This window comes from Acidobacteriota bacterium (assembly GCA_003225175.1).
Lineage (GTDB): Bacteria > Acidobacteriota > Terriglobia > Terriglobales > Acidobacteriaceae > Gp1-AA112.
In genome coordinates, this window is the sequence record QIBA01000034.1 from 167,121 (window position 1) to 192,603 (window position 25,483).

Sequence of the window (25,483 nt, forward strand, 5' to 3'; positions counted from 1 at the left end):
GATCCTGATTCATTCCGGATCCGGCAGCCTCTTTCTGTTTCAAGGTGGTGCAGTGATGTCAGGCATGAGTATCAGTCAAACACGCTTCGCTTCATTTTTTTTACGATACTTTTTCATCACTCTCGCGATCTCAGCATCTATATCTCATCTCGCCGCAACAGTCGTGAAGCCGATTGGGGAACCGCAATTCAGCAAGCTGCTCGCGAAAGCTGAGAATGGCGATCTAACTGCACAGGTGCAGGTAGCGAAAGCATATGCTTCGGGGCGAGCCGGTCAGGTGAATTACCAGGAAGCAGCACGTTGGTTTCGCAAAGCCGGAGACCAGGGCGAACCGGACTCCCAGACGAATCTCGGTGTGCTCTACTTCCAAGGCAATGGTGTGGAACGCAACGAATCGGAAGCAATCCGCTGGTTCCAGCGAGCCGCTGCATCGGGATATTCGGTCGCGCAGCACGATCTCGCAGTGGCCTACCTTAACGGCTGGGGAGGTCATAAAGATCCTGAACACGCGCTCGACTTGATGATGCGTTCTGCAACGGCTGGTTTGGAGATTTCTCAGGTAAAACTTGGTTTGATGTATCTGAGTGGTGACGTCGTGCCGCGCGATACTGAATTGGGAATCAAATGGCTAAAGCGCGGTGCTCGTCACGATTTCCCTCTGGCGAATTTTTTGCTGGGAATCTCTTACGAAAACGGTGATGGAGTGAAAGCCAATTTGGGCAAAGCAGCTGAGCTTTACAGCAAAGCGGCAAATAAGGGCTTCGCCCCCGCACAAAACAATCTGGGCAGATTGTATCTTCATGGCAGAGCCGTCAAACAAGATAAACGCGAGGCCATGAGATTGTTTTCAGTGGCAGCCGCACAGGGAAATGGACAGAGTTATCTCAATCTCGCACTGTGTGCCTTAACAGGTTGCGCAGGGGTCATCGATGCAACGGCTGCATTTGCCTGGTATCTCTCTGCGGAGGCCTCTGGCGTTCCCATTCCGCAACTTTTTCACGACAAATTCACCCAACTCGCAATAGAACTGGACGAACACCAAATAAGTAAGGCGCAATCGGACTCCCAAGCCTGGATTGCGCAACATCCTTCTGCTGATTCCCGCACGCCAATTCAACTTCGCCACGTACCGGATGCTGCCCTGGCAGCGAAACAGCAACCACGAACCATTGACAATGAGGTGTTCAAGACGTTATGGCAACAGACTCCATATATGCCGCTGCATACGCTCAATCGAGATTCCGTGCGTTAATCGCGGACGATCAGCCTGCCGCCCGCGAGGCAATAAGCCGCGTTCTCGGCGATGATGATTCGATTGAGATTGTTAGCGAATGTTCCGATGGCAAAGAGGCTCTCGCTGCCATTGCTGAGCACGCGCCCGACATGCTCTTCGTAGATGTCCAGCTACCCGAAGTACCCGGTTTTCAGGTGGTTGAATCAAGTCGGGAAAAAATCCCTGCAGTAGTCTTCATCAGCGCATTGGAGCGGTTCGCTGCGCGGGCGTTCGATGCTCACGCCGCCGACTACGTCGTGAAGCCTTTCCACGACAAGCGCCTATTGCAGGCTGTAGAACGGGCCAAGCTCCGGGTTCAGATGGAGCGCAGCAGGATCGATTTGCCCAGCGCTGCCAGACACTCGACGGCTGTGGCGCCAAACCAGGAATTACCAAAGTACCTGGAGCGGTTGGCTCTTCGCAATGGCGACCGCATCTTCTTTCAGAAAGTGCAACTCGTGGACTCGTTTACCTCAGCGGCAAACTACGTTCAGGTTCATTGTGGAGCCCAGATACACCGTATGCGATCTACTATGAACGAACTCGAGCGTAAGCTCGATTCTAGGCAGTTCGTCCGAATTCATCGCTGCACGATTATCAATATCGAATGCTTGCGTGAGTTTCGTCCCTTGCCCCATGGTGACTACATGGTGAAGCTGGTGGATGGAAAAGAACTCACGATGAGCCGTAATTATCGCCAACGGTTTCGTAGCGCACTGTCGGCACTGAGTTATACCCAATAAACTCAGACTCAATCGCATCGATTCACTGATGAATCCCTGATCGCTATTCGATCAGGGATTTCGTTGTTGAATCATTCCTACAGTCCTATAACCTGCATAAATTTTTTCAATTTCAACTATTTCCTAAATGAGGTATAACCGACACTCAAGCGGGACCTGAGCCCCCAATCGGAATCGCTGGGAGTCTCGACCTTGCAAACCAACACCTACGCCCTGCTTTTTCTGGCGCTGAGTAGCCTGATCCTGCTCCTTCAAATCCGCCTTCTCTTTCTTCAATTCCGTAAACAACGAGAGAATCATGGTTCTCCATTGCATCTTCTCTCGGGTGTACGCGTGTCGCAGGTCATGAACGAAATTCCGGCAGCCTCCCCCCACGACACGGTCGAAGCGGTGCAGGAGATCATGCTTTCGCGCGAGGTGTTCGCAATGCCAGTGCTGGACGACGACGGCGAGCTTTCCGGAATCGTCAGCATGTCTGATATTACGAAGATCGATAGAAGCGAGCGAGCAGAAGTTCAGGTAGATGCCATTTATTCGCGCGATCTGAAATATGCATTCCCCGATCAGACCATGCATGAAGTCGTGGAACGCATGCGCGAACTTCATCTGGCTAATCTCCCTGTTGTCTCACGGCGCGATGAGAAAAGGTTGCTGGGCATGATTACAAAGGGAGACATCATGCTGGCCTACAGAAAAATGACGCTGGAGCTCTCGTTATGAGTTTGTGCTTTTGAGGCAATTCTAGAGACCAGCTGCGCTGTGCATAACCTTCGGCTGGATCTTGGATGTCTTCCTAACAGCGTTGTGATTCTCTTCAAGAAACGATCGGACTGCATTCACGATGTGTTCCGGGCCGCTGCTTACAAAAGCGGTTGACCATGGATCGCGTTCGTCTTTTTCATCTTGCACCATCACAATAGCAAGCGTAGGAAATTGCTCCCTTAACCTCTGCACAAGACGGACGTTTTGCAGTGTGCGTAGCGAATCTCCAATCAGGAGCATGTCAAAAAATATTCCGCGCAGCAGCGGAACGAGTTCGTCAGCGCGAGTGGTGTGAGCGACGTCGTATCCCGCACGCTGCAAAATCATGGCGCGTGTAGAGATAACATGGGCGTCCTCGCCGTAGGCGAGAATCCGTTTGATGGACATGTTCTAGGGGTAGCTGAACGAACATTACTGCCGCTGTTTCAGAGAGTCAACAGAATTTCCGTTAAGTTTTTATGTGAAAGAGTTCGGCGTAAGTTGACGTAATGGAAACCTTCTAAGCGGCTGATTCCACAGGTTTGCATAAATTACTGGTCCCTGCTTAGAGCCAGAAGCGCAAGGTTCCAAGCCTCTTGACAACGCCTTTAACGCGGAGGAAAATCAACTCCATTAGGCGAATATAAAGCGAATACAGTAAAACCTTCTCTGCCTACTTCCAATGAATAACACCTCCGAACTGCGAACACATTTGGAAACCATTCTGCAACATCGCATTCCTCGAGCACTCACTCCTCCGCAGCAATCATTGCCCGAGATGATCCCCACTACGATCATGGCGATTGATTCTCTTACCGCGGGTGTGCCAGTGGGCTGCTTAACTGAAATCTGCGGCCCCGCGTGCTCTGGGCGAAGCAGTGTGTTGATGGCTCTGCTTGCGGAATGTATACGTCGCGATGAAATCTGTGCTCTGCTGGATGCCAGCGATGCGTTCGATCCACAATCGGCAGCCGCTGCCGGAGTAGATCTGTCACGACTGCTGTGGATCAGGTGCGGTTTGCATTTGCCTTTCCCCGATGGAAGCACGGAGAAGAAGAATTCGAGTAAGCCATTCCATTCGTCCGGAGCTACATCGTCTGACTCGTTCAAAGATTATTCCCAAATTGAACAAACTTTAAAAATTACCGATTTGCTTTTGCAAGCTGGCGGCTTTGGACTTGTGATTCTGGATCTCGCCGACATCTCTATTCAGGCAGCCAGACGAATTCCGCTTACCACCTGGTTTCGTTTTCGCCGTGCGGTTGAAAACACATCCACCGCATTCGTTGTTGTTGAACAACAGCCCAGCGCGAAAAGCTGTGCTTCCCTTGTCCTGGATTTTGCTCCTCAACAAGCTGCATGGAGCGAAGCTGCTGACGCAGAAGAGACCATTATCGGCGCACATTTCGGCGGCGATTCTGTGAACAATGAGGTGGCTTTTCGTGTAACTGCTGAGGGAGTAGCAATACCCTTCAACAAGCCGATGACATCTTCATTTGAAATGCCACAACGTTGGATAATCCCGCGAGCACGTCTACTGAATACGACGCACGCGCATTTTCAAGTGGCAAGATCACGAGGCATCCGTAGCTCGAAGAAATTGTCGGTGCGCTCCGAACTCGTTGTTGCCGAAGTCGCAGCTGAGATTCCAATGCCTGCTTGTGCTCTGCGCGTGCAATAGGAACGTTTGATTCTTTGCTTGTACGCGGCTCAAACCGTGCCTTTCCTGAATCGCCATGTTGTTTGCCTGCATTTACGTTCCTGAGTTTCCTGTGCAAGCCATTGCACGCAGCGCACCTGAACTGCGAGAGCAACCGATGGCTGTACTCGACGGCACTCCCCCGCTGCTCACGATCATTGCTGCCAATCAGCAGGCACATGCGCTCGGAATTGAGATTGGGATGACGAAGCTGCAAGCGGAAGTATGTCCCGATATTCGTCTCTGCCGCCGATCGATTGCTCAAGAAGAGGCAGCCTATAGTGCTCTGCTTGATTGCATTTATGCTTTCTCGCCGCGCGTGGAAGACACCTCGCGATACAGTGTAAATTTTGGCAACAAAGCCAAAGCAAATGACATCGTGATTCTTGATATCACTGGCCTGGAACGTCTTTTCGGGATGCCCGCCAAAATTACCCGTCGCATCAGTTCGCATGTTTCCAAAATGGGACTTGAAGCCAATACTGCCATTGCCGGCAATCCTGATTCGGCAATGTATGCCGCGCGCGGCTTCGCTGGAATCACCATTATTGAACCTGGCACTGAAGCCAAGCGCCTCGGCTCATTGCCAATTCAACTGCTCGAGCCTCCTGCGAAGATGCTCGAGACATTCGTGCGATGGGGCATTCGCGATTTTGCGGCACTCGCCGCATTGCCAGAGATCGCGCTTACCCAGAGGCTGGGACAGGAAGGCTTGCGTCTGCAGAAGCTCGCGCAAGGACGAACTCAGCGCACGCTTGTCCCAGCTGAGCCAACCATCAACTTCGAAGAATCGATTGAGCTTGAAGACGCAGTTGAACTGCTCGAACCACTCGCGTTTATTTTGAATCGCCTGCTCGAGCAAATGTGTGCGCGTCTTGCGGCACGATCGCTCGCTGCTAGTGAATTGCGGCTAAGGCTGGAGCTGACTGGGCATGAAGATCAATCCATTGAAGAACAGGAACAGAGCAAAAGCACGTATCAGCGCAGTCTCAAGTTCCCTGTCCCAATGCAAGATAGCCGGACATTCCTGAAGTTGTTGCAGCTCGATCTGGCCGCGCATCCACCAGGCGGTCCAGTGAAGAAAATTTTTCTGGCAGCGGAGCCTGCGCCTCCTCGTTTCGCACAATCGGGATTATTTCTTCCACGCGGCCCAGCGCCGGAACGGCTCGAACTCACGCTCGCACGCATTCGCGGCATTGCCGGTGATGACCGCGTAGGCTCTGCCGAATTGCTCGATACTCACGCCCCAAGTGACTTTCGCATGTGCGCATTTCGCCCTTATGCGAAGGCCGCAAAGAAAAATGATCGACCACGCACGCAGCGGACAACGTTGCGCATTTTTCGTCCACCACTCGCGGCAAAAGTACGAATGCAGAATGAAGTCCCTGCGCTAGTAATCTTCCGTGGAAAATCACATCGAGTAACCGCAGCCGCAGGTCCATGGCGCAATAACGGCGGCTGGTGGACTCCGGAGCCCTGGACGCGCGACGAATGGGATGTCCAGCTTCGCGCCGAGCAATCTACACCAATGCTGGTGCGTATGTACCGCGATCTAAGTTCGGCGAAGTGGTATCTCGAAGGGACATTTGACTAATGATGAAGCAATTTCACGATGGAGTCATGAGGAAGTAAAAAAGTTTTGAAAACGGAGGACACGAAGACGCAGAGGGAGTGCAGTTTTGCCATATTACTAGGTGATCTGTACGTTTAATTGCTCGCTGTTTCAGTCAGGACAATCCTCTTCTACCTCGGTGTTCTCCGTGTTCAATCCAGATTTTGCCTTTCTCCGTAACTCCGTGTTCCGTGGTGAAAATCGGGCCTAAAAGATGTACGTAGAACTCCATTCCCGCTCAGCCTTCAGTTTCCTCGAAGGCGCTTCCCTGCCCGAAGCTCTGATTGCTGTCTGTGCTGACTACGGCATGCCGGCGATGGCGCTTCTCGATCGCAATGGAGTTTACGGAGCAGCGCGGTTCCATCTTGCAGCTCAGAAATTCAAGCTTGGAGCTCATATCGGCGCAGAAGTCACAGTCGATGACACTCTCTTCGGCGAAGCTGGTCCGGCTCGCTATCCCTTGCTGGTTGAATCACGTGAGGGATATCAGAACCTCTGCAAGCTCATTACTCGCACAAAATTGCGCGCCAAAAAAGAAGAAAGCGCAGCTCGGATCGAAGAATTGGAAGAGCATGCGACTGGTCTTATCTGTCTCACCGGCGGCGACGATGGCCCGCTATCCGAGGCGCTCATACGCGGCGGATACGACGAAGGAGTGCGCACGGTGGAGCGTATGATGCGCATTTTCGGTCCACAGAACATATACCTCGAGCTGCAAAGACATTTCGACCGCCGCGAAGAGGCACGCAATCAGGTTGCTGTGGCGATCGCGCGCAAGCTGCGCCTTCCAATTCTTGCGACGAATGGCGTTTCTTATGCGACGGCTGCAGAGCGCGAGATTCTCGATGTCTTCACCTGCATTCGTCATCACCGGCAATTGGAAAATGCAGGACACCTGCTCTCGATCAACTCAGAGCGCTTCATTCGCACGCCTGCCGAAATGGAACAGCTCTTCGCTGATCTGCCTGAAGCTATCAGTAACACTGTCGAACTCTCAGGTCGCCTGAAGTTCACGCTGAAGGATCTTGGCTACGAATTCCCACAGTATCCAATTCCAGAAGGCGAGACGATGATCTCGTTTTTGCGCGATCGAACGCGCGAAGGCATGCGCAGGCGTTATGGCCAAAAGCGGCGGGATCTGCGCGAGCGTGCCCGGGAACAGATCGATCGTGAACTGAACCTCATCGAAAAACTCAATCTTGCCGGTTATTTCCTCATCGTGTGGGACATCGTTCGCTTCTGCGATAGAGAAAACATTCTGGTGCAAGGCCGCGGATCGGCGGCCAACAGTGCGGTTTGTTATGCGCTCGGAATTACCGCGGTCGATCCGATTGGCATGGAATTACTTTTTGAGCGCTTCCTCTCCGAAGAACGAGGCGAGTTGCCGGACATCGACCTCGACTTGCCCAGCGGCGATCAGCGCGAGCGCGTCATTCAGCACGTTTATGCGCAATACGGCGCGCATGGAGCCGCTATGACGGCGAACGTTATCACCTATCGCGGACGCTCGGCCGCCCGCGAAATAGGTAAGTCGCTGGGCTTCGATGTCGAGATTCTGGATCGCCTCTCCGCGTTGGTTGGTTCGTGGGAGTGGAAAGGACCCACCGACACAATGGAGCAGCAATTCCGTCATGCCGGATTCGATTTACATCATCCGCGCATTTCGAAATTCCTCGATCTGGCTCTGCGTGTGCAGGACCTGCCGCGCCATCTTGGCCAGCACTCCGGCGGCATGGTCGTCTGCCAGGGACAACTCAGCTCTGTAGTGCCGCTCGAACCAGCCAGCATGCCCGGGCGCGTGGTGGTGCAGTGGGACAAGGAAGATTGCGCTGACCTCGGACTGGTGAAAATTGATCTGCTGGGACTGGGTATGATGGCAGTGCTCGAAGATTGCATTGAACTGATCCCGCAACATTACGGCGACAAAGTTGAGCTGGCACAGCTTCCGCAAGATGATCCTCAGGTCTATGAGGGACTTCAGCAGGCGGACACAGTTGGACTCTTTCAGGTAGAGAGCCGCGCGCAAATGTCGGCTCTTCCGCGCAATCGTCCGAAATGCTTCTACGACATCGTGATTCAGGTCGCGATCATCCGCCCCGGACCCATTGTGGGCAAGATGATGAATCCTTTTTTGAAACGCCGGCAGGGTCTTGAGCCTGTCAACTACGCTCATCCGTCATTAGAGCCGGTGTTGAAACGAACTTTGGGCGTTCCGCTATTCCAGGAACAACTGCTGCGCATGGCGATGGTGGTCGCTGATTTCAGCGGAGGCGAAGCCGAAGAACTGCGCCGCGCCATGGGCAATAAACGTTCTCAGGCGAAGATGGCGGCGATCGAAACTCGCTTGCGCAGCGGCATGACCAAAAACGGAATTCGTCAGCAGGCGCAAGATGAGATTGTGCAATCGATCGTCTCGTTCGCGCTCTACGGATTTCCCGAATCGCATGCCGCCAGCTTCGCATTGCTTGCATATGCAAGCGCATATTTAAAGTGTCACTATCTGGCGGCATTCACGGCTGCACTTCTAAACAATCAGCCTATGGGTTTTTATCATCCGGCAACGATTGTGAAAGACGCACAGCGCCACGGATTGAGAGTTCGTCCGGTCGATGTCACCCGCTCGTATTGGCCCTGCACCCTCGAATGCGAATGCGGCGATGAGGCTCCGCATAATCGTCCAGACTGCAGAATTTCTATGCGCATGGGCCTGCGCTATGTTCGCGGCTTGCGCGAAGAAACAGCTCTGGCTTTAGTGAGTGAGCGCAATCGCAAAATATTTTTCTCCGTGGACAATCTAGCGCGACGTGTCCCAGAGTTGCGTCGGAATGAATTGAACATGCTGGCGCAGATTGGAGCTTTGAACGGCCTTGGTGGGCCTTTCTCACCGAGTCACCAACGTTTTCAAGCAGACTTAGGGAAGGGTGCCGGCTTCAGCCGTGCCGATAAGAGCTCAGAAATTAATTCGGCTTTAGCCGCTAATGAAGGGATCGATTTCGGCGCGGCTAAAGCCGTGCCCTTCCCTAATCCGAAATTCCACCGGCGCGACGCACTGTGGCAAGTCGAGAAAGCAGCATGGAGGGAAGGATCTCTATTAGCGGATATCGCAGAGCCCGATTCGCCTTCGCCACTGACGCAAATGACCTCCGAAGAGCGGCTCATCGCCGATTACCACGGAACTGGCCTAACAGTCGGAGCACATCCCATGCTTTATCGCCGCGAAGAGATGAATCGCATGCGCGTGGTGCGAGCGATCGATCTTTGCCGTTTAAAGCACGGGCAATTCACCCGAATCGCAGGCTGCGTGATTGCGCGACAGCGTCCCGGCACTGCCAATGGCTTTATATTTCTTAGTCTTGAGGACGAAACCGGCATCTCCAACGCAATCATCATGCCTGATCTGTACGATCAAAATCGTTTACTGGTCATCCATGAGCGTTTTCTTTTAATCGAGGGCATTCTCCAGAACGTGGAGAACGTCATTTCTGTAAAAGCCTTGCGCGTAAGTCGGTTAGAGATCACTGACGCAGTGACTCGGTCGCATGACTTTCACTAAGAAAAGCCTTTCGAGAAGACCTTAGTTCCAAGAGAGTTGCACCGGATACGATCTTCTCTGAAGGCCGCTCCTGAAACACTTTCTCGAAAACGATCTTTAGACTCCCTTTCCACACTTCTGCTTGTTAAAATTAAAGCGTTGTTGAGTGATTCGCGGAGGTCGCTTCGCCATACTCAATCTTGAGCGCTCAACAAGCAAACAATTCCCCTGAATGAATTTGGAGAAGTACCCATGGCTAGAGCAAAAAGTTCCAACAAAACGGCTAATGCGAATGGCGATGCCGGAAGCAACGGCAACACCACGGTTTCGCAGAAGAAAATCCCCAGCTCTGCTCTGCAAATGAGCTCGGCTGCTGACAGCAATGCCGCTAAAGCGGAAGTTCCACTATCCTCACGCGTAACCGACACGAGTGTCTACGCCAGCGTGAGCGAAGACAGGATTCGCCAGCGCGCTTATGAGCTGTACATGCAGCGCGGCGGAAAGCATGGAGCCCATGTCGATGACTGGTTCCGCGCAGAGGCTGAACTGCGAGGCCGAAGGTAAACACCAATCATCTTTGATTTCAGAAGCACCGCGAAAGGGTAAGAGCGCGTTGAACAAAACTGTTCTCCTGGTGGATGACAATCCTGTTCAGCTTTCGGCTCGGCAAATGGTGCTGAGCCAGGCCGGACTTGAGGTACAGGTAGCTACAAGTGCCGATAGCGCCCTTGCCCTCCTCCGCAGCCTTTCCGACGCGCAGAACATCGGTGTCATAGTCACCGACCACGTCATGCCGAAAGCCACTGGCTCGGAATTTGTCCGGCTCGTCCGCGAAGTAAATCCTGACGTTCCAGTCATCGTTATTAGCGGACTGGCCGAAGCAGAACAGGAATACGATGGAATGGATGTCTTATTCCGCCAAAAGCCGTGCCCACCAGCGGAATTGATCAAACTGGTGCAATCGGCGGTGGATTCTTCCGAGCATCGGTGACACTAGTCACATCCAGGTTTTCACACCGGGAGTTGGCCGATTAGATGAGCGAAATCGTTGTAAAAGCAGCTAGAATCACTTCAGGAACATTCCTCATAAAGTAGTTCCGCTTTCCCACTATGCCCCTGTTTGGCAGCTTCGCCCTCCTGCTTGCTCTGCTTCTGAGCGCATATTGCATGGTATTCGGAGCTATTGCGCTCCGTCAGCAAGCTATCGGGATGCCCAGCGACAGATTGGCTGAGACCACTCGAAGGGCAGGGATTGCAATCTGGGTGGCGGTCGCCGGAGCAGGCTTTGCGCTGGTGTGGGCGGCGCTCAACAACGACTTCTCGGTCGCATACATCCTGCATCACACGAATCGCGATCTTCCTCTTCCTTATAAGTTCGCTGCGCTTTGGTCCGGCCAGGAAGGTTCACTGCTTTTCTGGGCGTTTCTGCTCAGTACTTATGGCTTGGTGCTGCGTTTGCGCCACAAGGTGGACGTCAAGCTCACAGCCTACGCTTCCACAATTCTTGCAGCAGTTCAGCTTTTCTTCTTGTCACTGCTGAACTTCGCCGCCAGACCCTTTTCGCTGGTAGCAGGAAACATTCCGCCAGATGGAAATGGACTTAATCCCCTGCTCCAGTATCCGGAGATGGTGATCCATCCTCCGATGCTCTACCTGGGATACGTAGGATTCGCGGTGCCTTTCGCCTTTGCACTCGGCGCTCTGATCATGAAGTATCCCGGCGAGAAGTGGATTCACATCACCCGCCGTTGGACCATGGTCACGTGGTGCTTCCTAACCTGCGGCATTTTCCTCGGCGCGCATTGGGCGTACTCGGTACTCGGTTGGGGAGGTTATTGGGGATGGGATCCAGTCGAGAACGCTTCTTTTTTTCCCTGGCTCACCGGAACCGCCTTCCTGCACTCGGTAATGATGCAGGAGAAACGGGGGATGCTGAAGACGTGGAATGTATGGCTAATCTTCTCCACGTTCATGCTTTCCATTCTGGGAACGTTCTTGACGCGCAGCGGAGTTGTCAGTTCAGTGCATGCGTTTGCCCAGTCCTCGATTGGCGAATGGTTCATGTGGTTTCTGGCTATTGTCTTTGTCGTGTGCCTCTACTTTTATATTAGGAACCGCGATCATCTCCGCAGTGAACATCGGCTGGAATCGTTGCTTTCTCGGGAATCCAGTTTCCTGTTTCAGAATCTTGTTTTGTTGGCTTCATGTTTTGCGATTCTTTGGGGAACGCTCTTCCCGGTACTCTCGGAATGGATTCAGGGGCATAAGGTTACAGTCGGGCCGCCATTTTTTAATCGCGTAAACGTTCCGATCGCAATGTTCCTACTGTTGCTGACCGGAGTCGGGCCTTTGCTGGCCTGGCGGAGCACCTCCTGGGCAAGCCTGAAGCGCAACTTCACCATTCCGGTAATCGCCACGGTCACGACAGCAATTCTGTTGATGGTTTTCGGTGTGCGGCCGTGGCAAGACGCAGCTCACTTCTACTCGTTGATGGCAATTTCGTTGGGTGCGCTGGTCACAACCACGATCGTGTCAGAGTTTGTGCGTGGTGGACGCGTGATCGCCCGACATACCGGACAAAATCTTCTCGCGTCAATGCTGACACTCACACGGCGAAACACGCGCCGATATGGCGGATATATCGTCCATTTCGGCGTAGTAGTAATCGTGGTCGGGCTTTCTGGCGCTGCCTTCAATCAGCAAAAGGAGCAAGAGCTCGGCTTCCACGAGCAGATGCAGATTGGCCCTTATACATTAGTCTGCGACACCAGTACAGAAGAAGAGAACCCCAATTACCAGATCTCGTATGCCATCCTGAATGTATACAAAAATGGGAAGCCGATCGGGCAGATGTTCCCAGCGAGGAAGTTCTTCAAGGCAAGCCAGCAGCCCGACACCATCGTTGCCAATCATTCGACGCCCATCGAAGATCTCTACGTTATCTACGCCGGCAAGAACCTCGATACGGACAAGCCAATCATTAAGGCATTCATCAATCCATTAGTGATGTGGATTTGGGCGGGGGTCTGGGTGTTGATCTTCGGCACTGTCGTGGCAATGATTCCGCCAATTTCAGCCGCTACGGTTCCTTCCCTGCAACAAGTGCGACCATCGACTGTGGCCCTGCCCGTCAGCTCTGAACCGGTCGAGGCAGGTGACTAATGAAGCTGTTTCGTCGCATCTCCACGTCACTTCTCCTGATCACGTTCTCCGTCTTGCTGCTCGGGGCCACTGGAGACCGTGCGCGCTTCAATGATTTGGGACATCGCATGATGTGCGTCTGCGGCTGTAACCAGATACTGCTCGAATGCAATCACGTCGGCTGCACATATTCCGATCGCATGCGCGAGCAACTTTCAGCGGCTATTCAGCAGGAAAGCAATGACGAGAATATCCTGCAGACTTTCGTGAAGGAGTACGGAACTACAGTGCTGGCTGCGCCCACGATGCGTGGGTTCGACAGAGTGGCTTGGATTATGCCCTTCGCCGTCTTTCTGGCTGGCCCGCGAAAAGGCACGTAGGGAGACGTCGCTTTGATCGTCGGACTCTGCATTCTGTTCGCAATCGCCCTATTCGCGTATGTGTTTGCTCCAGGTGTCGCATTCGAACGAGCGACAGATAAGCCGCGGCTGGTCTATTTGGAAGAACGCAAAGAAGTGATTTACGAGAATCTTCGCGACTTGAATTTTGACTTTAACTCAGGAAAATACCCGGCTGAAGATTACGAATCGTTGCGCAACTCATTGGAAGCTGAAGCCGCAGAGGTTCTCGCAGAGATCAACGCGCTGCAGCAATCTGTGCAGGCTATTTAATGCGATTTGCTCTTGGTCGCATATCAGTACTACGTGAAAACTACTCATCAATCAATGACTTCGCCCCTCGTGCGCTCATGTTTGCTCCTATTCTGCACCATGCTGTTCATCGTGGCGCCATCGTCCTTTGCCATAAACATCACGGGGACGGTCACGAATAAGACCGTTGATAAGGCATCACCTGGTGATGATGTCGTGTTGCTCAAGTTGAGCGGAGGGATGCAGGAAGCTGCGCGCACGAAAGCGGACAATCAAGGTAAGTTCACGCTGCCTGGCCCTGAGGATGAGGGACCGCATCTTGTTCGCGTCACTCACGAAGGCGTGAATTATTTCAAGCCAGCTCCTGCCGGTACCACGAGCGTGCAGATAGATGTTTACGACGCAGCCAAGCAAGTAGGGGGCGTCGCCGGGCGAGCGAACATCATGCGCCTGCAAGCCGATAGCGGGCAGATGACGATTACCCAGCTGTTCGTATTGCAAAATAATTCCAAGCCGCCGCGAACTCAGATGAGCGAGCACAGTTTTGAATTCATGCTTCCCGAAGGTGCAATTGTGGACAGCTCATTGGCTGCTGGTCCGGGCGGCATGCCTGTCAATTCCCCTCCAGTTCCGACGGGCGAAAAGAACCGATACGGCTTCGTCTTTCCAATCCGTCCAGGCGAAACAAAGTTCCAAGTCAGTTATCACCTTCCTTATTCTGGAAGCTTTTCTTTCAAGCCGGAAGTGTTCACGCCCATGGAAGATGTGGTCGTGATGCTTCCAAAAAGCATGCAGTTCAACGCTGCGAGCTCCGACTTCGCTAGCAGCGGCGAAGAAAAGGGCATGAACATCTTCGTTGCGCACAACGTTCCCCTTCGTAAGCAGCTGGCGTTTGCCATTTCGGGAACCGGTCAAATTCCGCCCGATGCTCAAGACAACGAAGCTGCAGAGGGACAGGCCGCAGGTGGAGGCGCACCGGATAATCGTCCCGGCGGCGGATTGGGACGTCCCGAGGAGACACCTGATCCTTTACATGCCTATCGCTGGTGGATTATCGGTGGATTAGGCGCGGCGCTTGTGGTGGGAGCGATTGTAATAATGAACCAAAGGCCGCGAACGCAAGCTGCTGCTGCCATCACAAACGCGCCTTCGGTAAAGAGTGCTGGCAGTCCGGCACGAGGATCGCTTCTTGAAGCAATGAAAGAAGAGCTATTTCAGCTCGAAACCGAGAGGCTTCAAGGCAAGATCTCCGACGCAGACTACCAGCAAGCCAAGGCCGCTCTCGATCTAACCATCAAACGTGCGATTGCTCGATCCAAGGCTTGAGCCTTAAATCATCTTCCTGACAATGCTGGTTTGCAGAAACAGAGTCGGCGTTTTCTCTTTAGAGCAACGGATGAAGCTTGCCTATTCCGGCCACCTGCGCCATCATCGGGAGATGCGCGGCAATTCCAATTTGGGAATCACTGGACCTGCGGGTGAGGTCATACTCGATTGCTCAGCAGCGAGATATTCTTCGGCGGCAGCGGTTCGGCTCGAAGATCCCGAGATCTTGGGAAGTCTTGCTTGCGGGATATCCGAGGGGATCCCCGGGGGAATTTCGGGGGATCTCAATGCTGAGTCCTTTGCATTTGGGGATCGGCAAAACTGGCGGTGCGAAATCACGGCAGAGACGCCGGGATTCTGCATCTCTACCGCTAGATTGGCTCACTAAGGGTTCTTGGCGTATGCAGCGCACGGGGCATCCGCTGGCTGGTTTGGCAGCGTTGGAGGCGTTGCCCACGCGGCCTTAGTAAAGTCGAAAAAGTCTAGATCGGGCTGAGCTGCATCGCGCTTCGTCAGATTCGGCAGGTTGAAGCGTTGCTCGATGAATTTCAGAATGGAAGTCGTGTCCGATGGCTGATGAGACACAAAATGCGGTTTCACATAAGGGGAAACGACCATCAGCGGAATACGGAATCCAGTTCGCGTGAAGTCTCCCGCCGGATCCTTCGATAGGAGATCCTTGGGCGCAATGCCGTCGGGCTGTACCGCCGTCATCGGCTGCACGTGATCGTAGAAGCCGCCAGCTTCGTCGTAAGTAAGAAAGAAGACTCCGTCTTTCCAAATCGGACTCGACATAAACGCCTGGATTAGTTTCATGTCATAGACGGCGCCCAGCTGCACCGGATTTCCGGGATGCTCGTCACGTCCGCTCTCGAAGCCAGGTTCAATCAACGCGACTGATGGAAAGTTTCCGCTTTTGAGATCGGTGAAGTAATCGGTTTGCCCGCCCGCGCATGGCGTGCTCGCATTCGTGCAGTCTACCGGTGCGAGGTGTTTGGCATCAGTGTGTTGTGCCCCCCAAACGAAATTAGTCAGAGTCGTCAATGGGACTCCCGACTTACTTACGTCGGAGTAATACACTTTCCACGAAATACCTGCGTTGTCGAGAAGTTGGAATATGTTTTTCACGTCCAACTGCGGGGGTTGATGTGCGTATCCTGCACTTGTTGCAGCCAGTTCGGCAAAACGATTCGGCGGTGAATTCGATGGAATCGGCGAGAAGAAGCGATCAGAGGTAGCAAATTGCGATGCCGTGGAATAGTAAAACGGAAGGGTGCTCTCGTCGTAGTACCCCATATTCCGCGCGCCACGGACATCGAAGTAGTGATGATGATCGTCTTGCGAGTTGGCGAATTGGGAAAATCCGGCGGTGATGTGGACAAAACCATTGCCCAACCACGTGTTGGAAGCGGGATCATCGCGATTGTAAGCGCCGTGGCTCTCCAACCAGTCCGGACTAAAGTCCTCAACGCACTGGTCATTCAACCTGAAGGATTGCACAGTCGCAGCGCTTCCGACGCTAACGTGTCCTTGATTATTGTGAGTGATTGTGACGCTAGGGTCGCCCGCCACTGGAGCTGCAACGGTCAGAGTAATCGAAGCACTCAGGCCACTGCTTGAGCTGAAATTGTACGTAACCGATCCCGGAGTGCTGGGAGCCTTCACCGTGGCACTTGCATTCGGTCCATAGGCTTGTGTGTGCAGCGGATCAGGCGCAGGTGTGATCGTCACATTGGAATCATCTGGTGTAGTCCAGGTCAGGAGTGCGGTGCCGCCTGGCGCAATCTTCATTGGACTTGCGCCCACAAGAATGCTCGATCCCCCTTTGGGAGTGGTTCCGACAACGACCGAGGCTTCCGCAGTAACGCCCGTGGAAGATGTCGAGGTCGCCGTATATAAGGTTGGTGTTGCAGGCGAAACCTTCATTTTTCCACTTGTACCGCCGGCTGGAGCGCCGTTGATAGTGACCGAAACCGCATTCGTGCTGCTCCAGCTCAAGGGAGCGTCGGCATCTGCGGGATTCGTCGGCAGCGACGAAAGAGCGTCCAGCGTGTCGACATCGTTCGCACCTCCCCATCCACTTGTCTTGCGGTAGCTGTTCAAGTGGGCGAAATAGTGATCGAACGAGCGATTCTCCTGGAACATGAACACGATGTGGTTCAGCACAGTAATATTCGCCGGCGGCGCGCTATTCCCGCCCCCATTATTTCCTGTTCCGGGACTGGGCAATGGGGAGGGCGACTGAGATCCTCCGGAATCCTTCATGCCCATGCAGCCAGACATGAGCACAGCAGACATTGTTGCCAACAATAGACAAAGTGTGCGAGCGAGGATCAACCGTTTCAACAAGAGCAACTCCCTTTCAGAGCCTTGGAAGCAGCAGCTCTGTTAGAGGTTGCCGATTAAGGCAAAGGGCTTGGTACGGCATGAGTATCGATTAACGGCAACCTGGACGGGATTAGCCGCATCGGGGCGTTGCATTTGACAGGGAACTTGAGTGGGACTTTAACCAATCCGGACACGGTCACGTCGCCGTCGATCCGCGCGAGCGAACTCCACGATTTCCGCGACCATTTCCGTGTATGATCTGCCGGATTTCTTGGCTGCCATAAAGAATTCAGAGTTGCTGGAAAGCCATGGATTCGGATTGGCCTCAATAACGTACACCTCTCCTTTGGACGTGAGCCGCATGTCAATGCGGCCGTAATCACGGAGTTGGAGTGTGTGATAGGTAGCGAGGGCAGTTTTGGAAAGTCGTTCTATTACATCTTCCTCGAGATCTTCTGCCGGAGCCGACTTTGTGACCTTGTACGCCTCGCTGTCCTTCTCCCACTTCACTTCCGTTCCGGCAACCTTCGGCATGCCTTCTGGAAGCTTGGAGAGATCAAGCTCGATCAATGGGAGCGCTTCGGCATTCTCGTTTCCGATCACGGCAGCGTAGATTTCGCGACCTTCGATGTACTCCTCGATCAACGCAGGTGAGTCGAACTCTTCTTGTATGTAGTGAATCCGCTCCATCAACTCCTTTACGGAATTAACCACCGAGTTCTGGTCGATACCAATTGATCCGTCTTCCGATGTTGGCTTCACTATTAGGGGAAAGTTGACATCTTCTGCATGATCAAGGCGCCCGCGATAGCAAGTAGCGAAATACGGACTCCGGATTTCGTGAAACTTGAAGAGCTTCTTTGCCAGCGATTTGTCCTGAGCCAGATATAGCGCCTGCGGACCTGCTCCGGTGTACATGCGCCCGAGCAGATCGAGATACGCAGCGACGTGCATCTCTTTCGTGTCATCTCCGGCGTAAGACTCTGTGAGATTAAAGAATAAATCGGCATCACTCTTGCCCAGAGCGGAAAGTGTTTTATCCGTACCATCGAGGGCAATGTAACTGGGCTCGTGGCCCAGTTTCTCCAGCGCCTCGAAAATCTCCTCACGATCGTGCTTCTCGCGACGACGGCGAGTCCGCTTGCGCGATTTGCGTTTCGGCTCGGGCTGTACTTCTGTTTCTTCCTCGCCCCAAGTGTCGTACAGGATCGCTATTTTGAGTTTTTCAGCCATAGAACGATTTGGACGCAGCGAGTGATGGGATCGTTACGGGATGGTAGCGTCTTTCGATCTTTGCTTATCGCCGTCGCGATTTTCGTCCGCGTAGGCTCGGCCCGTTTGCGGATCGCTGATCGCAGTTCCCTGTCTCCTTTCCCCTCGCCTTCTGTCCACAGTTCCCGGTTCCCTGTTTCCTCTTTTAGTTTTTTCCGCAGTTGGGACAAATTTCCCGCGCGCTACATAATTCATCGCCAATGCCGTGGCGTAAACTGTGATCTCGGTTAGGTATTCTTTTTCTCTTTGTATTTCTGCCTTCAACTGCAGCTCAGCAACACGATTTTCTATCGATTCGACTAGTTTTTTCACTAATGGACGTTGCACGCCGCTCCAATACGTGAGCTTCTGAACCAGCGATTGACGATTCTCACGAAGCAAATCTTCGGCCGGCCGTACACCTTTGCGCTTTCGTGGAGAGACATTAAAGATGTCTTCCAAATCAGTATCGAGGGCCAAATCTCCGGAAGAAGGCTGTTCGCTCATCGCCCTTTCATAGAACTCAGCGACTGTCGTCTCCATCTCTTCGACGGTGATGTCGGTGTCGCCTTGCTTACGCACGGGATCCATGTCCGCGACCCGGTGAGCCATACGATCGACGTAGCGCAACTTCTGCATCGCCGGCCAATTCTTATAGCGTTCACGCCATCGCGAACGCGGCGTCAGCCAGACAGCAAATGTCTCAGCAAAGTCTTCGTCAGGATGCTTCTGTGCGTACCAACCCTCCATGTGTCGAACAAAATTTCGCGAGAAAGGCACGGGACGATACTGCTCACGGTAAGGACGCCGAAACGGGCCAAACAGCTCTTTCCACTCCGGCGTTTTGTATAACGCATAGGCGTAATTGATCGCGTGCCCAGCCTCATGGCGCAGGTACATCATGATCTGCCGCGAGTCTTCCAGATCGTTCATCTCCTTTTCGAGACGCGACAGCTTGGGATCGGCCAGGTAAAAGGGAATGCCGATGACCGGCTCTCCCGACGGACATCCCCACTCGTCCGTCAGATAGCAGAGCGGCCGGAATTTCTTGAGCCCTTTAGCCTCCAGCTCTTGATAGAGCTGGTTCACGAAACGCTCCAATGGAGATCCCTCCAGCTTCAGCCCAAGCTCACGGATGGGCTTGCCCAGAATCTCCTGCACTTCCGGCGGCGCTTTTTCAAATACTGGCACGGTGGTCTAGCGTGCAGGTTAGCACGTCAATTCAACTCGATGCTCGATCGAGTGTAAGAACCTTGATTCGCGATAGATCTCGCGCTGGCCGCAACCTGCCGTTTTACTTGTTTGGATTTGATCTTATGGATGGACTAGCCGAGTGTAACTGAACGACTGACTCAGGGCCTTTGTTCCTATTTTAAGAATTCGCTCATTGGACTCGCAGTCGACGCAGCTCCGACGTTGCCGTCGATTCCGAGATAATTGGCAATTGCCTTCAGAAGGTTTTCGTGTTGATAGAACGTGGAGCTCTGAACATTTTTTACGTTGGGACCGACCATCACCATAGCTACTCGACCACCGCCATATGTTCCATCTGATTCTTCCGCTTCATCGAATACTACGATCAGCAGTCCTCCACTTTGGAACTGAGAGCTCGAAAGCAAGGGACCGATGTTCTGCTGCAGCCAACCATCCGCTGTCGCGAGGCTGCCGTTATGCGCATCGTCGTTCATGTTAGGAATCACGAACGAGAAGTCAGGCAGCTTTCCTGTACCCAAGTCTGCTTGGAACTGGGAGAAGGCAACCAGGTTCTGCTGCTGTGGGCAGTTGCAGCGCACATCAGAGAAATAAGAGAAAGGATTGTGGTGCTCGGAGTACGCACCCGAATCTGATCCGGTGTAGCCGGCGTAGGGTAGATCCTCGGCATACGACTTCCACGTCTTGCCCGCAGCTATCAAGTGCCGCACCAAGTTGTCATCGCTAACGGTACCGGTGAAGCCATCATCGTTGTTGGTGAGATTCCTAAGCTCTTGTCCCGTGGTCAGCATGAAGTAGTTGCCGATGGACGGATGAACTACGGCGTAATACTGCGTCGCCAATCCATATTGCTGCGCCAAGCCATTGAGATAGGGCATCGCGGAATTGCCGATCACGCTTGAGAAACCATGGTTCTCCTCAAGCACCAAAACCACTGGGCCGTGCACTGGTGCGGGCGTCGGCGTCGGTGTTGGCGTAGGCGTGGGAGTAGGTGTTGGCGTTGGCGTCGGTGTGGGTGTTGGCGTTGGCGTCGGTATTGGGATAGGAGTGGGCGTCGGCGTTGGGGCAGGCGATCCCGGCGTCGATGTCTGGCTGGGAGTGGCAGAGGTGGAGGTGGCAGGCGTTTGGGCTCCAGTCCCTCCGCAGCCGGCGATTAACGTCACGATCAGTGCGGACAACGCAAACAAGGACGCGCCGCGACTATAGGATTTCTTGCCTGCCAAGAAGGAACAACGCATGATGACTCCTGCCGGGATTACCGGACTAGAAGGCAATCTAGGGAGGCATCTACTCTGGATGTATAGAGCGTGAGACTTAGGTCGTTCTTAGGATTCGTCGTAAGGGAGCAGGCTTCGCCCTTAGACACGTCGGCAGCAAATTGCGTCAGAAGCTGTTTTGTTCAGGCTGTGGAGGAGCAAATTGACAAATCCTCAGCCGGGAAAGTGGAAATGAACATCCTGGCGCGAAGCAACGGGTCGGCCGAGGATCGTTGCCGGCGTGAACCGCCAATTCTCGAGAACAGCGAGCACTTTCTCGTCGATCCCATAACCGATCGACTGCAGAATTTTCTTGCTGGTGATATTTCCCGCATCGTCAATCGTAACTTCCACGATCACGTCGCCACTCACACCGGGAGGAAGTTCCGAAGCCTGCACATGCGGATCTGGGAAGCTTAACGGGAAAGCAGGACGCGCACTCCAGCCTAGCAACGATCCCCTGATTGCCTCTCCGTTGGGAGATCCCATGGAGGGAGCCTGCACCTTGGCGTCGGTAGGATGTTCGTCGCTCTGATGCGGAGCCGCAGGCCGGCGCTTGAACGACCGCTTGCGCGCCACTGCGTACTTCAGGCTGTTCGATTCCTCATTAACTGGAAGACGAAGAGATGAATCGGTTGGCAAATAAACCACGCCGAGGGAGCTGCCGTTGTCACCAGCCATAATCGAAACCCGCTGGATCAGCATAGGTTCCGGCTGCCAGCAGAGCCAGGCCAGAACTGCAACGTGCACCGCGAGGGAAAAGGTCAAAGCCCGAGACGGGATCCCGGCTCCGACCTCGCGGGTTTGCGACTTACTAAACATCGAGCGCTCGCCTGACCCGGCGGACCACCAAGCCGTTGCTCTCGACCATATTATCCAACCTGTGCAACCGACTCGAACCAGTGAGCTTGAGTCTGCGAAAACCCTCCGAGCCGAAATTCACTGCTAACAGCGAAAATAACAGCGAATATTTTCTTCCTTTTCTTCAAAACCCGCATGAACACTGCACGAATCGCATATTTCGAGCAAAAGAACAGTGAATAACAGTGAATTAGCAGTGAATTGTGTTTTGCCCCAAAGTCCTTGATTCTAAGGTCCGCCCTTAGAAAGCAAGATTGGAAAATGACGCTGGCCAGCTACGCCGCGATCCGTAATCTTCCACGGCCACTGACAAGTTAGATAACTGGATAGGCGATTTGTGAGCAAGAAAAAAGGGCCGCCCGAAGGCAGCCCATCCTAAGCTAAGGAGCCAACTTTAGAACCGGTACGAAACCCCCACCAACGGTATCCATTTAGCGCGAAGACCGGCATCGTCCAGCTTGAATAGCGCGCTGGCGGTAAACAACAGACCCTTCCACGGATTCACCTTAACGCCGAAGCCGGCATTATCGATTGCATACGAAGAAGTGATCTGGTTGCCGCTCGAATCGGTTACTAGGATCGTCGGAAACGTTCCCTGACCGGGGACATTGACAGTCGACTGAATCAACCGCGGACCATTAATCACGTACTGCCCAACGAACTCGCCCACTAGCGTAAACCGAGGCACAACCTTGAAGTCGGCCCCGCCGGAATACAGGAAGCTCGAAGGCAGATTCAGATGGTTTCCATTCTTGTCGGTATACAAGCTCGAGGCGGAGTTCCACTGATATCCAATGTTGACGTTTGGAGTGAATCGTTTCCCGCGATGGGAAATGATTGCGTAAGGCTTCACGCCGTAAGCTCCCGTCCCGAGATAGTTCGTCTCATCTCCGCTGTTCACGCGGAACTCCGTGCCGGCCGCCATGCTGAATCCATTTTCTTTCTTGAAGACGTTGCCTTTCAGACCTAGCACGATGTCTCCCGGACCGCTCTTCGAGCCAGGCAAATTGATCGTGCCAAGAGAGAAGCTCGACAGTGGCTTACCGGTAGTGTCCACGTTGAACTGCTGAGCCGTCGAAACCAGCGACAGGTTGACGCTGGAGAACGGCACAACCAATGTGAGATCCAGCCTGTCGGTGATGCCGAAAGCACCAACGGCAGTGTACTGATCCACATTGAAGTTAATGTGGTTTACGCCGACAACATACGACGTTCCAACACTGGGATAATTCACCTGGTTCACGGTAGAGAGATCTTTGAAGCGCACTCCATCGATGCTGCCAAACCCGAACCTCTGATAGCTAAACGCCGCGTAAAACCGGTGTTTCCCCAGAGTTTCGCCCCGCTGCGTGAGGATCGTTCCCAGACTCTCCGAGCTGAACGTGGGAATACCGTTGATGAAGGTAATTCCCGTTCCGGAAACAGCAGTCGCGACCGGCAAGCTGCTCAACTGCGTCGCCAACGTAGCCGACAAGACGACCGGATTAAAGCTCTGACCCTGAGCCGCCGTAGTGTTGTTGACCGTAATGTTAGCCGGCGCCCGGAATCCCGTAGCGAGTTCGCAAGCCAAATTGGTATTGTTCGCCGGATTGTACCCCGGGCAAGGGGCGACCGAACTTGCGGTTTGCGCAACCGCGACAGCCCCCGCCAGGCAAACAAGAGCACTAAGCAAAACAGCGCGATTTCGCTTCGACATTTGAGAATCCCTCCAACATCCGGAAGCCGATGCTTCCGACTTCTGCAATACGTTTACGGTGACCATCAGAACGTAACCTTTATGGGAATGCTCGCCAGAGCGGTAACAGTTCCGTTTTGGTCCACAGCCGTAGCTTGAGCCGTGTAACTGCCCGGAGGAGTTGCCGTGCTGTTGCCGGAACCCGGCTGCAATGGAATCGGATTGTTGAATCCACCACCGCCGCATCCCACGGAGGCGACGACCAGCGCGAGAAGGATGGTGAGTCCAAGCAGCACCAGAGCCCGCCGCTTCAGCAATTGCTTACGAGTTGAGGCAGGAATCGCCAGCGGCAGGAAGAACACCGCCGGCAAGACCAGTCCGAAGGTGTTGAGCATGCGCAGCATCGCCTGCGACGGAGCCGGCTGTGCGGCGCCGAAAACGTTGGTTGCAGGCTGCAGGGTCAGCGTTGGTCCATTCAGCGTTGCGCCGCAGCTCGTGTTCGCGACCGTAGCTCCGAAATCCGAGACAATGCTGCACTTCGGAGACGAGTACGTGGTCCCACTGGGGATGACAATCGTCAGCGTCTGGGCAGCAATCGCCGCTCCGGGAGCGATAGTCAAGGTTGCCCCGATGGTCACACCAGCTGCAACCTGCGCGGTCGTGTTCGTGAAGTTTAGGTCTTCACGGTTGTAGACCGCCGTGATGGAGTGCGCTTGACCTGCGGTCAACTGGCCCACCGAAGTGGTGAATGCGGCTGTACCATTCGTGGCGAGGTTCACTTTGGAAGATTGACCGCCATCACCCGCAGCGAGCGGAGTGCCGTTGTCCATGAAGGTCACGGAACCGCCCGGCGTGCCTACTCCGGAAGTCGATACCACCGTCGCGACAAACGTGAACTTCGCTGCATTTCCGGTCCCCTGGTTGGAGGGAGCGATCACCGCACTCTTCGTGGTTGCGGTGGTAACCGTCAAATTTCCAGCGACGAAATTCGGGAAATCGTAGTTGCTGGCCGAGAGCGCGCCCTGCGTACAATTAATCGAATAAGGACCTCCCAGCACCGAACTCAACGCACCTGCAGTGGTCGTGCAGGCCGCCGAACCGGTTACTCCGCTGGTGCCGAGATTCTCGCCATTGACGAACCCACTGGCAGTTCCAGTGAACTTGGGATCCACAGCCCCGAACGGCCGCGATTTCGGATCCGCGGTCACAGTCAGATGCGCCGGCGTGATCATCAGAGCTCCGAGCGCGAAGTTCGCGGCTGGGAAATCATAGTTGCCCGCCGAGAGCGTGCCCTGCGTACAGGTAATTGAGTAGCTTCCTATAACGGGACTCAGAGCGTTGGCCGTTGTAGTGCAACTTGCCTGTCCCGCGACACCGCTGGTGCCGAGGTTCTCGCCATTTACAAAACCAGCAATCGTCGCCGTCAAGTTCGGATTGGCAGCGCCGTAAAGACGTGTCTGCTGGTCCGCGGTCACAGACAAGTGAGTCGGCGTAACCTTCAGCCGTCCGTTAACAAAGTTCCCAGTCTGGAAATCGTAATTCGGAGCCGTAAGAGTGCCTGCGTCAACCACAGTGATTGTGTATGGACTGCCGGCAACGGTGCTAATTGCGCTCGCCTGCGTCTGCAAGGTCGGGCTTCCAGCAACGTTCGCAGTGACCGGAGTTTCGTTGTTCTTAAACCCCGACAGCGTGAACATCTCGGAGGGATTAACCGATCCGTAGAGACGCGTAGCATCCACGGCTGTCACAGTCAGGTGTGCCCGGTTGATCGTCAGCGTACTCGGGTTATTCGTTACTGAGTAGTTGCCAAGCCGATTGTCCGGATCGTTCAACGTCCCAGTAATTGCAACGCTTCCAATTCCAGTCGTAGCTACCGCCGTTGATGAGAAGCTGGCCGTAATGTTGTCGCCGGTGGCCGCCACAACTCCAACCAAGGTTCCGTCGAATGCGGGATTCGAGTCGCCGTAAAGGCGGGTCTTGTCATTTGCTGTGACTGTCAACGGCGCTCTTGTAAGTGTGAGATTCCCGGTTGCGAAGTTTGCGCTTGGGAAGTCGTAGTTGCTCGCGGCCAAACTACCGTTGGCGCAAGAGATGCTGTACGGACCACCAGCGACCGTACTCGAGATAACTGCCGTAACGGTGCAGTTCGCCAGACCAGTTACTCCGCGGCTGGCCAGGTTCTC

At 53.9% G+C, this 25,483-nt stretch carries 22 protein-coding genes; 14 read left to right on the plus strand and 8 right to left on the minus strand.

From position 1 onward, the window contains the following. Positions 1 to 55: 55 nt before the first annotated feature. The 3 genes from DMG62_06030 (at position 56) to DMG62_06040 (ending at position 2,736) form a co-directional block, all read left to right on the plus strand. Positions 56 to 1,252: a hypothetical protein gene (locus DMG62_06030; protein ID PYY23999.1), complete on the plus strand. Its 1,197-nt coding sequence runs from the start codon at positions 56 to 58 to the stop codon at positions 1,250 to 1,252. Next, positions 1,195 to 2,016, plus strand: a complete 822-nt coding sequence (locus DMG62_06035) for a DNA-binding response regulator (GenBank protein PYY24000.1) — start codon at positions 1,195 to 1,197, stop codon at positions 2,014 to 2,016. The genes DMG62_06030 and DMG62_06035 overlap by 58 nt, the downstream gene beginning before the upstream one ends. 345 nt (positions 2,017 to 2,361) lie before the next feature. Next, complete coding sequence (locus DMG62_06040; protein ID PYY24001.1) at positions 2,362 to 2,736, plus strand: hypothetical protein; 375 nt, start codon at positions 2,362 to 2,364, stop codon at positions 2,734 to 2,736. Between the two features lie 21 nt (positions 2,737 to 2,757). Here the strand turns inward: DMG62_06040 and DMG62_06045 are convergent, their stop codons facing one another. Continuing rightward, a complete protein-coding gene (locus DMG62_06045; protein ID PYY24002.1) occupies positions 2,758 to 3,165 on the minus strand; it encodes a hypothetical protein in 408 nt (135 codons plus the stop codon). A gap of 274 nt (positions 3,166 to 3,439) precedes the next feature. Here DMG62_06045 and DMG62_06050 point away from each other — a divergent pair, with 274 nt between their 5' ends. The 10 genes from DMG62_06050 to DMG62_06095 all read left to right on the plus strand — a co-directional run bounded on the left by DMG62_06050 (position 3,440) and on the right by DMG62_06095 (position 15,105). After that, entirely contained in the window at positions 3,440 to 4,438 is a 999-nt protein-coding gene (locus DMG62_06050; protein PYY24003.1) for a hypothetical protein, read from the plus strand. Positions 4,439 to 4,493: 55 nt separating this feature from the next. Then, positions 4,494 to 6,050 carry a hypothetical protein gene (locus DMG62_06055; protein PYY24004.1) on the plus strand — a complete coding sequence of 519 codons (1,557 nt, stop codon included), beginning with the start codon at positions 4,494 to 4,496 and terminating at the stop codon, positions 6,048 to 6,050. 232 nt (positions 6,051 to 6,282) lie between these two features. After that, positions 6,283 to 9,621 (plus strand): error-prone DNA polymerase, encoded by a 3,339-nt coding sequence (locus DMG62_06060; GenBank protein PYY24005.1) that lies wholly within the window; start codon positions 6,283 to 6,285, stop codon positions 9,619 to 9,621. Positions 9,622 to 9,852: 231 nt separating this feature from the next. Further along, a complete protein-coding gene (locus tag DMG62_06065) occupies positions 9,853 to 10,164 on the plus strand; it encodes a hypothetical protein (protein ID PYY24006.1) in 312 nt (103 codons plus the stop codon). Further along, complete coding sequence (locus tag DMG62_06070; GenBank protein ID PYY24007.1) at positions 10,121 to 10,591, plus strand: response regulator; 471 nt, start codon at positions 10,121 to 10,123, stop codon at positions 10,589 to 10,591. The genes DMG62_06065 and DMG62_06070 overlap by 44 nt, the downstream gene beginning before the upstream one ends. Positions 10,592 to 10,710: 119 nt before the next feature. Next, positions 10,711 to 12,762 (plus strand): cytochrome C biogenesis protein, encoded by a 2,052-nt coding sequence (locus tag DMG62_06075; protein PYY24008.1) that lies wholly within the window; start codon positions 10,711 to 10,713, stop codon positions 12,760 to 12,762. Next, entirely contained in the window at positions 12,762 to 13,121 is a 360-nt protein-coding gene (locus DMG62_06080) for a hypothetical protein (protein PYY24009.1), read from the plus strand. Before DMG62_06075 ends, DMG62_06080 begins: the two co-directional genes overlap by 1 nt. Before the next feature lie 12 nt (positions 13,122 to 13,133). Next, on the plus strand, positions 13,134 to 13,412 hold the full coding sequence (locus DMG62_06085; GenBank protein ID PYY24010.1) for a hypothetical protein: 279 nt from the start codon (positions 13,134 to 13,136) through the stop codon (positions 13,410 to 13,412). Positions 13,413 to 13,511: 99 nt separating this feature from the next. Then, a complete protein-coding gene (locus DMG62_06090; GenBank protein ID PYY24033.1) occupies positions 13,512 to 14,717 on the plus strand; it encodes a hypothetical protein in 1,206 nt (401 codons plus the stop codon). Between the two features lie 70 nt (positions 14,718 to 14,787). Next, positions 14,788 to 15,105: a hypothetical protein gene (locus tag DMG62_06095; GenBank protein ID PYY24011.1), complete on the plus strand. Its 318-nt coding sequence runs from the start codon at positions 14,788 to 14,790 to the stop codon at positions 15,103 to 15,105. On the opposite strand, the gene DMG62_06100 is transcribed toward DMG62_06095, so the two are convergent. The 4 genes from DMG62_06100 to DMG62_06115 form a co-directional block, all read right to left on the minus strand. After that, entirely contained in the window at positions 15,102 to 17,015 is a 1,914-nt protein-coding gene (locus DMG62_06100; protein ID PYY24012.1) for a hypothetical protein, read from the minus strand. The two genes, DMG62_06095 and DMG62_06100, sit on opposite strands and share 4 nt — an antisense overlap. A gap of 207 nt (positions 17,016 to 17,222) precedes the next feature. Then, entirely contained in the window at positions 17,223 to 18,278 is a 1,056-nt protein-coding gene (locus DMG62_06105) for a D-alanine--D-alanine ligase (GenBank protein ID PYY24013.1), read from the minus strand. A gap of 33 nt (positions 18,279 to 18,311) precedes the next feature. Next, entirely contained in the window at positions 18,312 to 19,487 is a 1,176-nt protein-coding gene (locus DMG62_06110) for a hypothetical protein (GenBank protein PYY24014.1), read from the minus strand. A gap of 176 nt (positions 19,488 to 19,663) precedes the next feature. After that, positions 19,664 to 20,386, minus strand: coding sequence for a hypothetical protein (locus DMG62_06115; GenBank protein PYY24015.1), 723 nt, complete (start codon positions 20,384 to 20,386; stop codon positions 19,664 to 19,666). Between the two features lie 7 nt (positions 20,387 to 20,393). On the opposite strand from DMG62_06115, the gene DMG62_06120 reads away from it, so the two are divergent. Further along, complete coding sequence (locus DMG62_06120; GenBank protein ID PYY24016.1) at positions 20,394 to 20,714, plus strand: hypothetical protein; 321 nt, start codon at positions 20,394 to 20,396, stop codon at positions 20,712 to 20,714. Positions 20,715 to 20,938: 224 nt separating this feature from the next. Here DMG62_06120 and DMG62_06125 read toward each other — a convergent pair whose 3' ends face one another. The 3 genes from DMG62_06125 to DMG62_06135 form a co-directional block, all read right to left on the minus strand. Continuing rightward, a complete protein-coding gene (locus tag DMG62_06125) occupies positions 20,939 to 21,586 on the minus strand; it encodes a hypothetical protein (protein PYY24017.1) in 648 nt (215 codons plus the stop codon). Between the two features lie 433 nt (positions 21,587 to 22,019). Further along, positions 22,020 to 23,321: a hypothetical protein gene (locus DMG62_06130; protein ID PYY24018.1), complete on the minus strand. Its 1,302-nt coding sequence runs from the start codon at positions 23,319 to 23,321 to the stop codon at positions 22,020 to 22,022. 65 nt (positions 23,322 to 23,386) lie between these two features. Further along, the coding region (locus DMG62_06135; GenBank protein ID PYY24019.1) for a hypothetical protein at positions 23,387 to 25,483 on the minus strand (2,097 nt) is incomplete at its 5' end.